The sequence below is a fragment of the Deltaproteobacteria bacterium HGW-Deltaproteobacteria-6 genome (assembly GCA_002840435.1).
Taxonomy (GTDB): domain Bacteria; phylum Desulfobacterota; class Syntrophia; order Syntrophales; family Smithellaceae; genus UBA8904.
Genome location: PHAT01000009.1, coordinates 112930 through 124998 on the forward strand (window position 1 = coordinate 112930; position 12069 = coordinate 124998).

Below are 12069 nucleotides of genomic sequence, written 5' to 3' on the forward strand. Positions count from 1 at the left end.
GGTCGAGTCCAAAAGACTCGGCCCAACGTAAGTTTTGTCACAATAGCAAATAATGTCATTCCGAATCCCGCATCGGTGGGATGAGGAATCTTAAGATCCCTCCCTACGCTCGGGACATGGATTTCTCCCTGCGTTCGAAATGACATAACCTGGTTATGATGCAGTCTGACAGGACGGCGTCCTGAAAGTTAATGATGAATAATCTGTTTAAATACTTATTTGCGGTTTTGGCTTTGGGCATTCTTCCGGCGGACAATGCTTATGCTCTGCCATCGTTTGAAGAAGTACGGACAGCGCATGTCAAGTCGGATTCGTTGCTTCTGGATCGGCATGGCGAGCTGTTGTATGAATTGCGCACCGACAAACAGGGGCGGAGACTGGACTGGACAAAGCTTGACGATATTTCCCCGTCTCTGAAAGAAGCCGTCATCTTTTCCGAGGACAAACGCTTCTATTCCCACGCCGGTGTTGACTACCAGGCGTTCGGCGCGGCGGCGCTGGGATTTTTGTCCGGCTCCGGTTTGCGCGGAGCAAGCACGATTACCATGCAGCTGGCTTCTTTTTTAAACAAGAACACTGCGATCAAAACAAAGCAGCGGACACTGCAGCAAAAAACAACGCAAATATTGATGGCCCGCGAGATCGAAAAACGCTGGTCGAAAAAAGAAATTCTGGAAGCCTATCTGAACCTGGTGACCTTCCGTGGTGAATACACGGGCATCGCCGCCGCGTCGCAGGGCTTGTTCGGAAAAAATCCTCATGGTCTGAACCAGCCGGAATCGCTGGTTCTCGCTTCCCTCATCCGTGCGCCCAATGCAAACGTCAAAGCGCTGGAAGCCAGAGTGCTTCATCTGAACCAGCGCCTGCAATGGCCCGTACCGGCGCCAATCGCACTAGGTAAAGTTCAGGAAATTTACCCGGGGATTGATCACATAAAGCCGCGTGCCAATCTGGCGCCGCATCTGGCCAGACAGCTATTGAAAAACCAGCCGGCCGGAACCCATCTGCAATGCACCCTTTCCGCCCGGCTGCAAAGATTCGCCGCGGAACAACTGGCACGCCAGGTGGACGCGCTTGCTGACCAGAACGTCAGCCAGGGCGCGCTGCTGGTTCTGGATAATAAAACGGGCGATGTCCTGGCTTATGTCAGTTACAGCAGCCAACCGTCGGCAGGAACCTTTGTTGACGGCATTCAGGCGCCAAGGCAAACCGGCTCAACCCTCAAACCGTTTCTTTACGCGACGGCGCTCGACCGGCGCATTCTCACGGCCGCGTCCGTCCTGGATGACTCCCCCCTGGATATTGCCATTCCCGGCGGCATTTATCAGCCGGGAAATTATGATTCGACTTTTCGCGGCCCGGTAAGTCTACGGCTTGCGCTGGCATCATCGCTCAACGTACCGGCCGTGCGGACGCTCATGCTCGTCGGCCCGGAATCTTTTTTGAATATTTTACGGCAGCTGGGTATTCGCCATCTTGAGGAGTCGGGCGATTATTACGGCCTCTCGCTGGCGCTGGGATCGGCCGACATGAGCCTCTGGGAATTAACCAATGCCTATCGGGCGCTGGCCAATGGGGGCGTGTGGCGCCAGGCGCGCCTGACCCCGGACCCCGGACAACCGGCCGGTCCCCGGAAAAAAGTATTTTCTCCGGAGACGGCTTTCATTGTGTCGGATATTCTGGCGGACCGCGATGCGCGCAGCGATACGTTCGGTCTGGAAAACCCGCTGGCCACACGTTTCTGGACGGCCGTAAAAACCGGCACCAGCAAGGATATGCGGGATAACTGGTGCATCGGTTATTCCAGCCGGTACACAGTCGGCGTCTGGGTGGGGAATTTTTCAGGGGCCTCCATGTGGAATGTGAGCGGCATCGCCGGAGCGGCGCCCGTCTGGAGCGCCGTGATGAATGATCTGCATGGCCACAACGCAGGCTTCCATCCAAAAGCACCCAAAGGCCTCGGCAGGATTTCACTGGCCGGAAGAGAAGATCACCCGGAATGGTTTCTGGCCGGAACCGAGCCGGATCGCCATCCGGCAGGCATTGTTCGGAGAAATCATCGCATTATTTATCCACCCTCCGGAACCATCATCGCGCTCGATCCCGATATTCCCGATCATCTGCAAAAAGTCGGGTTTGTTGCGCAGACCGGCAAAGAGGATTCCCTGCGCTGGACGTTGAACGAGAAGCTATTGGCAGACCGGGGAACAACCATTCTCTGGACGCCGAAAGCCGGCAAGCATGTATTGGCCATCACCAATAAGCAAAATGTGATTGTTGATTCGGTGCAATTTGAAGTAAGATAGATCCAACAAAAATGAAAGGGGGGCGGTAATCATGCCTAAATACAGCGTGGAAAACATTATAAAGCATGCCATCGAGATTGAAGAAGCGGGGCAGAAATTTTACGCGCTGCTGGCCGACCGGTTGAATGATGCGAAATTGAAAAAAATAAATATTTTCAGTCATGGCGCGCCAGGAAACCGGCCATTATGAATTCTACAAAAGACTGCATGAGCAACTGCCCGAATCACCGGAAATACAGCCATCAGGCGCTGATCCGTTTGATTACAAGAAGCATCAGCTGCTTGAAGACAGGATTTTCAACAGACTGGACGTAGTCCGGAAAACACCCAAAATTCAGACGCTGGGAGACGCCCTGGTTTTTATGATCGACATTGAGATGGATGTTGTCGATTATTTTGAAAATGCCCGCAAACTGGTCAATCTCCAGGGTCAGGCAATGATGGGAAAAATTATCAACGAGGAAAAATCGCACGTCAAGCAACTGCTGGACTTCAGGCAACATTATAAAACTACCGCTTTGCGTTAAATACCGGCATTTTTTCGTCCGGCCGGAAATTCATCCTCATGGGCGTCATTTACTCTCCGCTTTCCTTTTTCCGGTGCGCCATCCGTGTCCCGGCACCTTTCCGCAAAAAACGGTGCCTGTCTTCGATAAAACTTTTATAAAGGCGGTAATGCTCTGTCTGCTCATAGCGGATGCTTTCAATTTCCTTACCGTCGAATGAATAAATAACCGCGTTCTGACAAGCAAGCAACAGAGGTGAATGCGTCGCGATAATGAACTGTGCGTGGCCGTCCGCCGTCATATCCCTGATGATGTGCAGAAGCTCGATTTGAGACCGGGGCGACAGGGCGGTTTCCGGCTCATCCAGTAAATAAAGCCCTTTGACCGCATAGCGGTTCCGGAAAAAAGACATTAATGACTGACCATGCGACATCGTGGTCAATGATTTGCCGCCAAAATAATCCAGTTGCCCCCGGTCGGCCGCCGCCCATTCATCCAGCAGCTGGGCAAAATGGTGGAATATCTGCGATCCGAAGAAAGAACCGGGAACACGACCGTTTTCCCACTCCACCGCAATAAACTCGGAAAGTTTTTCCTCATAGGGATTATAGTCGGGTTTTAATTTCGCCTGGTCCCGCCAGATGTGAATCCCGCAGGCTTTCGCTAAAGCCGTAAGCAGCGTGGACTTGCCGCTGCCGTTTTCACCGACAAACAGCGTCACCGGCGTTTCGAAATCCATCTTTCTTTTTTGCTGCATCAGAGGCAACGTAAAGGGATACCATTCATACGTTGGATAGGTGCGGCAATGAAGTGTCACATTTTTCAGATGCATGGGAAGGAAAACTCCGTCAATTTTGTTATCTATATAATAACCCCGCTGCTATATCAAGTGTATCCATCGGCCCGCCCCGCCGCTTTTCCTGCAGATCAGCGAATCATCTCCACAAATTGATTGAAAAATTAAAAACTTTACATTACAAATCCATTCATGATCCGTACAATTCAGAAAACGAAAAAATATTTCCCCGATATCCGTTTTTTATTGCTCCTGACGGTTGTCCTGATCTTATCCGCGTGTGCGATGCGCCCTTCCGTCATCGACAGGACAACTTCGTCCGCAAAAGCCGGCCTTTCGGAAAACGTCAGACAGATTCTTCTTGTCACGGATGAGCGTTTTTTGTTTTTTGCGTCCAGAAAAGTTTACGTCCTGGAAAAACAGGATTCCACCTGGCGTCAGGCCATGGAACCCATCGACGCCGTTGTCGGCAGAAACGGCTTTGCGCCGTCAGGCCAGAAACGGGAAGGAGACGGACGAACGCCTTCCGGTCTCTACCGGCTGGGAACAGCTTTCGGATATACGGCATCGGCCGTCACTAAAATGCCCTACCGTCAGGCAATGGCGGACGATGTGTGGGTTGATGATGTCGGCGCACCGGATTACAACCGCTGGGTCAAGCAAAACGAGACCCGGGCTCTCTCCTACGAAAAAATGAAACGCGACGATCATCTGTATCAATACGGAATGGTCATTGAATATAATACCGATCCGGTCATCAAAGGCTACGGCAGCGCGATTTTCCTCCATATCTGGGCCGGTTCAGGATCATCAACGGCGGGCTGCGTCGCCGTGTCCGAAGAGGACATGCTGAAAATCCTGGCCTGGCTTGATCCTGCGGCCGCTCCTGCCATTCTCATCAACCCTGATGCTCAATAACAAGGAGGTTCTTGCCATGAAATTTAAACTGTTCCTTACCGCTATGCTGGCGGCCGTGCTGCTTGCGGCAACGGCGCCGTCCGCATCATTGTGCGCTGATGCCATGCCTGATACGTTTGTTCATATTGAAAAGGTTGTGCCTGACGCCCTTCTGGATATCCGCTATTTCGGCGAGCACAATTTTCTGGGCGTCCGGGTGGACGGTTATCTGGCGCCGACATGCATTCTGACCAAACCTGCGGCTCAGGCGCTGGCCAGGGTGCAAAAAGACCTGGCACCGTTTTCCATGACTCTGAAAATTTACGATTGCTATCGTCCGCAGCAGGCCGTCAATCACTTTGTGCGCTGGGCCAAAGACATTAACGACACCAGAACAAAAAAAGAGTTTTACCCCACCGTCGATAAACGCCATCTTTTCCGCGACGGCTACATTGACAGCCGCTCGGGCCACAGCCGGGGCAGCACGGTTGATTTGACCATCGTGCCATTGCCGGCGCCCATTCAACCTTCCTATGTTGCGGGCCAGCCGCTCAAAGAATGCACCATGCCCGCGGGTGTTCGCTTTGCGGACAACTCCCTGGATATGGGCACGGGCTTCGACTGTTTCGATGAGCTGTCCCATCCGGAAAACAAAAACCTCGGCACGCAGCAAAGAGGCAACCGGCTGCTCTTAAAAACCCTGATGGCCAAACACGGCTTCAGAAACTACGATAAGGAGTGGTGGCACTTCACTCTTAATAACGAACCTTATCCCGACACGTATTTTAACTTTCCGGTGAAGTGAAAAACATGAAAAAGAATTTGCCGCCATTTCTGAAATCCTATGGATTTTCGATGATCCTGGTTGTTTCGATCATCCTCGGCGCAGTCCTCGGCATCCTCTATCAAAAGGATGCCGCCGTATTCAAACCGCTGGGTGATATATTTTTAAACCTGCTGTTTACCGCCATCGTGCCGCTGGTTTTCTTTTCCATTTCCGCAACCGTGGCCTCCATGACCAACCTGACGCGTTTGGGAAAAATTCTCTCCGTGATGATCGTCATCTTCGTCATCACAGGCCTCATTGCGTCGTTAGTCATGATTGCCGCCGTTATTTTTTATCCTCCCGCTTCCGGGGTTAGCATCCCCATGCCCGCAACCGTTGACCTTCAGCAGTTCAAGACAGGCAATCAAATCGTCGGGGCCTTAACCGTTTCGGACTTTCCCGGTCTTTTATCCAAGAACAATATGCTGGCCCTGATTATCTTCTCCATCGGGGTCGGTCTGGCCACATCCGCCGTCGGAGAAAAAGGAAAAGCCTTTTCCGGATTTCTGGTTTCAGCCAACGACGTCATGATGAAGCTGATATCCTTCATCATGTATTACGCGCCCATCGGCCTTTGCGCCTACTTTGCCTATCTGGTCGGCGTCTTCGGCCCGGAGCTTCTGGGTTCCTACGCTCGCGCGATGGCCGTTTATTATCCGGCGGCTATTTTGTATTTCTTTATCGCCTTCACTTTCTATGCATTTCTCGCCTCGCGCACCGCAGGCGTTAGAAAATTCTGGAGCAACATTATCCCGGCATCCGTCACGGCATTGGCTACCGGCAGTTCAATGGCCACGATTCCCTCCAACCTGCAGGCGGCGGATAAAATCGGCGTGCCTAAAGACATCAGCGAAGTCGTCATTCCCATCGGCGCGACCATCCACATGGAAGGATCCTGTCTGGCCGCCGTCCTGAAAATCGCTTTTCTCTTCGGCATCTTTCAAATGCCGTTTACCGGCATCGATACGATTCTGACGGCTCTGGGCATCGCCCTTCTGACCGGCGTCGTTGTAAGCGGCATTCCCGGCGGCGGCACGATTGGCGAACTTTTGATATTATCGTTGTACGGCTTTCCGCCGGAAGCGTTTCCACTCATCACCATGGTCGGCACGCTGGTGGACGCCCCTGCCACAATGCTCAATGCCGTAGGCGATAATGTTTCGAGCATGATGGTCGCCCGCGTCCTGGGCGGACAGGATTGGATGGAAGACAAAGGGTAAAGCGGTGGGTTCATACCCCTGCGGGGCACAAGCGGTTCAAGGGTTGAAGGAGGAGCATGAAAAAAGCATTGCTGATTGTTGGGTTGATTATTGTAGTTGTTATTGCAGCAGGCGGTGTTTATTTCTGGCGTGCTTATCAGACATTTATGGCGGTCGAGACCATCATCATCGATCCCCGGTTATCTATTTACATTGGCTGCGGCAATTCCATTGTGCTGACTTCCGAAGACGGGTCAAGCGCGCTAATCGTGGATACCAAAATGAAAGGGGCTGCCGATACGCTCAAAAATTTCGTCAAGGCAAAAAACATTACGATTGTCAACACGCACAGCCACTTTGATCATGTCGGCGGCAATGCGCTTTATCCGCAGGCGACCATCATTGCCGGTGCATACAGCAAAAAACAGTGGGATGAAGATGGAAAAAAATACAGCAGATATCCCGATATCCCGCTTGCACCCGGTGAAGAAAAAATAATAAAAATCGGCGCTGAAACCGTGCATATCTATAATACGGGCAGGGCACACACCTGGAATGACGTCGTTGTTTATCTTGAAAATCGTAAGCTCCTTGTTACCGGAGATCTGGTATTCCATCAATGGCACCCCGCCCTCGTTGCCCAAAGCGGAACAAATGTCACTTCATGGATGAGAGTTCTTGACGTACTGTCCGGAAAATACCGGATAAGGACGCTGGTTCCGGGCCATGGCATTGTTACCGACCAAAACGCGCTTGTCGCCATGAAAAATTATTTTGTCAGAGTGAGTGATTCATCAGGCAACAGCGACAAACAAGCGGCTGTTAAAGAAGAATATCGAAATTATGTCGCGGTTCCGGGTGTGTTCAGCTTTAACAATACGTTGAAATTTATCGAGCAGGAAAGCAAATGAAGCCAGACCGGCGCTTCCGGGAATCACCAGACTGACGGCTGTGTCCGGCGCCCCTGACTTTTTCATATCAAAAGAAACCCCGCCGGATTTCTCCCGCGGGGTTTCTGATTTTTACTCGAGGCACTTATAATCTTACGCTGCAACCTTATTTAGAAAGTCAGTGTCAGCTTATTGAGGACCAGATAATTATTATCGACATTATTGGCATCAGACTTTCCTTTATAATAACCACCGGTGTTGAAGTAACCAACACCCAGCATATAAGACAGGTTATTGGTAATTTTGTATGTTCCCGTTAAATCAACTTCCCATCCGTAATCTTTGTTGAGATATTGAGCGGGTTTGTAATCGGCAAAAGCATAAGAAACAGACGCCAGAACATTTAACTTGTCGATCGGTTTAACACCGGCCCTGCCCTGAAAGAACCAGGCATTGGACATAACACCGTTGTCGATTGCGCCATCGTAACCGGTAAGATTGCCGTACCACTGGCCCCGATCATAATAGTTGAACATGATCAGGCAGGGATTCCAGTCACGACCACCATTAATCGTGCCGCCTTCCTGTTTACCGGTGGTGGGATCATCGCCTGATACGTATGCGATTGTAGCGCCAATGTAAGCCATCTTTAAATCGGCTGTAGCGTCAAGCCAGCCGGACCAGTTTTGCAAATCGACGTTCGTTGCATTATTGTCATAACTTTTTAATTGGCCAACGGCATAGTTAATTTCGGTCTGCAGGGCCACTGGACCGATTTTAGCAATAGCGTATGGTGTGAAAAGATAGTACTGCAAACCATAGTTGTTTGCCGGTCTGTTCTCGGCATTGCGGTAGTAATTGACATTCAGACCCGCGCGACCGGTTTTCCAGGCATAAACGCCTTCAAGATGATAGACATCACTATCTGCATCAGCATTGGCAGAAGCAACCTTAGCTGTATTGCTTTTCTCTTTTACTTTGGAAATAGCGGTATTAATCGTTACCGGACCTGCCGGTAAAGAATATTTGATTCTTCCCTGAGGGGCGCTATTGTTGGCAAAAATTGTACCCGTGCTTCCATAGTTCATGTAGCCGACATCGAAAGTACCAATGGGCGCTTTATAATTGACGTAAGCCCAGTCGATAACAAAATTTTCCTTTTCAGCGACCGTACCGGCAGAATCGAGAGCCAGTGCTGTTCCGGCTGCAGTTCTGGCCGCGCCCCATGCCCGCTCCATCGCGTCAAAACGTGTAATGAGTGTCAACCCGGGAGAAACCACAAAACCCGTCTGGACTCTTAACCGCTGGTAATAAAAAGCGGTCGAAGGTCCCGTAGCCTTCTGTAAAGACGTACCGTTTGCATACATCCCTGCGGCGTAGAATTCACCGCTGATCTTGATGTCCGCGGCAAATACCGTTGTGCTGAAGACTGCAATCAGCCCCAGCGCTGATAAAACAACCAAAAATCTCTTCATTTCTTCCTCCTGAATCCCATCTAATTTTTAACCCAAACACAGGGTTTTTATTGATAATCGTTCTGTAATGGCAAACCCGTCATCCTGACGAATGATAATGAACCAATTAACACACTAATTCAGAATAATGGATTGCCGCGTATTACGCTGTTAACGTAACGGCCTGTGTTAACTTGACCATTTGCCAACTAACATTTACGGAAGATTTTGTAAATATTTTTTTGTATTATTTGTAAGAATTAGTAATATTTTGTATTAAATAATATTTATCATTTGCTGTGCGGTGACGCTTTTCCATGATGCCCGCACCGGTCATGGAATTCCCCGAGTCCGCAAGCAGGATAGAGTTCTTCGATGCTCGACCAGATATTCGTCGAAAGAAATATTATCGCAAAACTCTTTTTCTGCCGGCGACGGAAACCCCGCGCAAACCTCACCGTTAATCATCAATTCCACTACCCGGCAAGGGGCTGGAACGTAGAACGGTTCTTTCGGTCCGATGTATTCAATACCCGTAACCAGGTTATGCGCCGGAGTTCCCGCCGGCGGATCGGATCTTTCCTGACAGCCTTTTTCTCCATTGTGTTCCGGAACGTTCAATTATTTAAAACCAACGGTAATCGCCCCTTCTCAACACACAAAAGCGGCACAAACACTCCGCAAGGGCTATTTCTTTTATTTTGCCATGGTTCTTCTATATAGAACGTTCGTTCTATTGTCAATAATAAATTCTCCATTTTGGGAAGAAAATTAACTGTAACGGCAGCAGACGTAAAAATAAATTGCAAAAGCATACTTCCCGTTATTAACAGACCGCTGATCTTAAGGAAAATGCTTAACGTCAAACCGTTACTAATATTTTATTTTAGTCCTTCATTATGCTATAAATTCTGTAATGTTGTCACAAGAGAAACAGGATGTCTCTAAAGTAACAGCGTCCTTCTGCTCTAAATAAGCATGCACGGATCTTTCCAAAGCAAGGAAGGAGCAAGTATGAGAAGGTTTCGGCAAAGATGTGAAGGATTCATTAAAAGTGAAAAATCGCGACTTGCAATGATCGTGTTTGGTATTTTTCTTTTTAGGTTATGCTTTTACGGTGGCGCCGGCGTTGCGGAAGCAAGCTCAGGGCCGGGTGCTTCTCAGGAGTTTGAACTGCCGATGGATATGATCAGGAATCTGATCGTTTCGAAATTTCCCGCTAAATATATCATTGTAACGAGGGCAACGGAGAATCAGATTGATCTTGATTATCCGATGATACCCGGCACCTGTCATATAGACCTTGACCGGGTGGATGAGAATCGTACGAAATTCAGAATTCAATGCCAATCCGGCCATCTCTTCATCGGCAGATCAGATCTGAGGCGGATTGAAGATGAGAGGTTGAACAAACTGACCCAACTTGTATCGGATGCCCGGGTGGACATGAGGATGCGGCAGCAGGAAACAGACCGGGCTCAGGCGCTGGAAAACCTTCGAGCGCAGCAAATGAAGGAGATGTTAAAGGAGGTTGTCTCAGCTTCCAAAGGGCAAAAAGAGCAGATGCAGGCCGTTACAGTCGTATCGGATATTGACAAGCCTGCTTACCGGCTTTCAGAGAGAAATAATGATTTTGCCGTAGTCGTAGGTATTGGCAAATATCTGGAGATTCCCGATGCGCAATTTGCAGAGCGAGACGCAGAAGCGATGAAAAATCATCTTCTCGCAATGGGATTCCCGAGCCGCAATGTTGTCCACCTGAGCGGTGAAAGAGCCGGGTACAAAGCAATCGAAAAATTTGTGGAGACTTGGTTGCCGAAAAATACGGACAAGAACAGCCGCGTTTTTTTCTACTTTTCCGGACATGGATCACCCGACCCACAAACCGGAAAGGCATACCTACTGCCCTACGATGGTGATCCAAACTTCCTGGAAAACACCGGCTACCCTATCAGCAGGCTCTATTCAAAACTGAACGCCCTTCCAGCACAAGAGGTGATCGTCATAATAGATGCGTGTTTCTCCGGTTCGGGAGGCAGATCCATACTGGCAAAGGGCGCACGCCCTCTTGTTTTGACTTCCGATAAACTGACGATTCCTGATAGATTGACTGTTTTCGCTGCAGCCGAAGGCAACCAGATCACCAGCACGCTTGAAGAACAGGGGCATGGAACATTTACATATTATTTTCTCAAAGGTGTCAGCGGTGAAGCCAGGGACAACGCGGGAGCTGTCACAGCAAAAAAACTCTATTCCTATCTTAAGCCGAAAGTTCAGGACGCTGCCCGACGACAAAATAGAAATCAGGACCCTGTACTTCACATAAAAGGCGATTCTGAGTTGATTAAATTCTGATAGTATTTCATTTAACCACTGCTTCCCGTATTCCTCAATTCGGATGATGACCTATAGCCAAGATATATTATGTATAGTCATAAATCCGTTATAAATTAGAACTAAATTCGGCGTCCTCGCAAAACGCGCCAGAGACAAGGCGCGCGAAGCTTCAGGGGTGAGGCCAACTTTTTCACAGGCCGCAGTGACTGAAGCTGAAGAGCATCCGGCATTAGCCGGATACACTCCGCATATGCAAAGCTCAGCGAATGCCGGTGACATTTTACAGAATCGCACACAACAAAAAAGCCCCGCTGAAAATTCAGCGGGGCTTCATGTTTTAAATCCGGCAGCACCTACTCTCCCACACAGTCGCCCATGCAGTACCATCGGCGCGAAGGAGCTTAACTTCCGTGTTCGAGATGGGAACGGGTGTGACCTCCTCGCGATAGCCACCGAAATTTATCTCTTTATAAAATTGCATGACAATGCATATCGTATTGTTGAAAATTGAGCACGATTTAAATATGAGACCATATATATTAATAATTATTATGGTCAAGCCGCACGACCGATTAGTATCAGTTAGCTGAACACATTACTGTGCTTACACATCTGACCTATCAACCTCGTAGTCTACAAGGGGTCTTTAGTCCTGATGTCTCCATCAAGAGGGATATCTTATCTTGAGGTGGGCTTCCCGCTTAGATGCTTTCAGCGGTTATCCCTTCCGAACTTAGCTACCCAGCTATGCCGTTGGCACGACAACTGGAACACCATCGGTTCGTCCATCCCGGTCCTCTCGTACTAGGGACAGCTCCTCTCAAATATCCTCCGCCCACAACAGATAGGGACCGAACT

General features: G+C 49.5%; 11 protein-coding genes and 2 rRNA genes. 7 read left to right on the top strand and 6 right to left on the bottom strand.

The annotated features are described in order from the left end of the window. The first annotated feature begins 191 nt into the window (after nucleotides 1-191). Both pbpC and CVU71_17305 read left to right on the top strand, forming a co-directional pair. Complete coding sequence (gene pbpC, locus CVU71_17300) at nucleotides 192-2306, top strand: penicillin-binding protein 1C (GenBank protein ID PKN17286.1); 2115 nt, start codon at nucleotides 192-194, stop codon at nucleotides 2304-2306. Between the two features lie 161 nt (nucleotides 2307-2467). Further along, nucleotides 2468-2833: a hypothetical protein gene (locus CVU71_17305; protein PKN17287.1), complete on the top strand. Its 366-nt coding sequence runs from the start codon at nucleotides 2468-2470 to the stop codon at nucleotides 2831-2833. A 49-nt stretch (nucleotides 2834-2882) separates the two neighbouring features. Here CVU71_17305 and CVU71_17310 read toward each other — a convergent pair whose 3' ends face one another. Further along, nucleotides 2883-3644, bottom strand: a complete 762-nt coding sequence (locus CVU71_17310; GenBank protein PKN17288.1) for an AAA family ATPase — start codon at nucleotides 3642-3644, stop codon at nucleotides 2883-2885. 156 nt (nucleotides 3645-3800) lie between these two features. Between CVU71_17310 and CVU71_17315 the strand changes: the two genes are divergently transcribed. From CVU71_17315 to CVU71_17330, 4 genes are read left to right on the top strand one after another with little or no spacing between them, the layout of a single operon-like run. Continuing rightward, entirely contained in the window at nucleotides 3801-4526 is a 726-nt protein-coding gene (locus tag CVU71_17315; protein PKN17289.1) for a hypothetical protein, read from the top strand. Nucleotides 4527-4542: 16 nt separating this feature from the next. Next, the gene (locus CVU71_17320; GenBank protein PKN17290.1) at nucleotides 4543-5310 is read left to right on the top strand and encodes a D-alanyl-D-alanine dipeptidase; all 768 of its coding nucleotides are present in this window, start codon (nucleotides 4543-4545) and stop codon (nucleotides 5308-5310) included. 5 nt (nucleotides 5311-5315) lie between these two features. After that, on the top strand, nucleotides 5316-6551 hold the full coding sequence (locus tag CVU71_17325; protein PKN17291.1) for a sodium:proton antiporter: 1236 nt from the start codon (nucleotides 5316-5318) through the stop codon (nucleotides 6549-6551). Between the two features lie 56 nt (nucleotides 6552-6607). Beyond that, nucleotides 6608-7441: a hypothetical protein gene (locus tag CVU71_17330; protein PKN17292.1), complete on the top strand. Its 834-nt coding sequence runs from the start codon at nucleotides 6608-6610 to the stop codon at nucleotides 7439-7441. A gap of 149 nt (nucleotides 7442-7590) precedes the next feature. On the opposite strand, the gene CVU71_17335 is transcribed toward CVU71_17330, so the two are convergent. Then, the gene (locus CVU71_17335; GenBank protein ID PKN17293.1) at nucleotides 7591-8895 is read right to left on the bottom strand and encodes a hypothetical protein; all 1305 of its coding nucleotides are present in this window, start codon (nucleotides 8893-8895) and stop codon (nucleotides 7591-7593) included. A 312-nt stretch (nucleotides 8896-9207) separates the two neighbouring features. After that, nucleotides 9208-9495 carry a hypothetical protein gene (locus CVU71_17340; GenBank protein ID PKN17294.1) on the bottom strand — a complete coding sequence of 96 codons (288 nt, stop codon included), beginning with the start codon at nucleotides 9493-9495 and terminating at the stop codon, nucleotides 9208-9210. 357 nt (nucleotides 9496-9852) lie between these two features. Between CVU71_17340 and CVU71_17345 the strand changes: the two genes are divergently transcribed. After that, nucleotides 9853-11229 (top strand): hypothetical protein, encoded by a 1377-nt coding sequence (locus CVU71_17345; GenBank protein PKN17295.1) that lies wholly within the window; start codon nucleotides 9853-9855, stop codon nucleotides 11227-11229. 101 nt (nucleotides 11230-11330) lie between these two features. Here CVU71_17345 and CVU71_17350 read toward each other — a convergent pair whose 3' ends face one another. From CVU71_17350 to CVU71_17360, 3 genes are all read right to left on the bottom strand, one after another. Then, nucleotides 11331-11564 (bottom strand): hypothetical protein, encoded by a 234-nt coding sequence (locus CVU71_17350; GenBank protein ID PKN17296.1) that lies wholly within the window; start codon nucleotides 11562-11564, stop codon nucleotides 11331-11333. Continuing rightward, nucleotides 11553-11668: ribosomal RNA gene (gene rrf, locus CVU71_17355) — 5S ribosomal RNA — on the bottom strand. The genes CVU71_17350 and rrf overlap by 12 nt, the downstream gene beginning before the upstream one ends. A 93-nt stretch (nucleotides 11669-11761) precedes the next feature. Further along, nucleotides 11762-12069, bottom strand: a 23S ribosomal RNA gene (locus CVU71_17360); the annotation flags it as partial.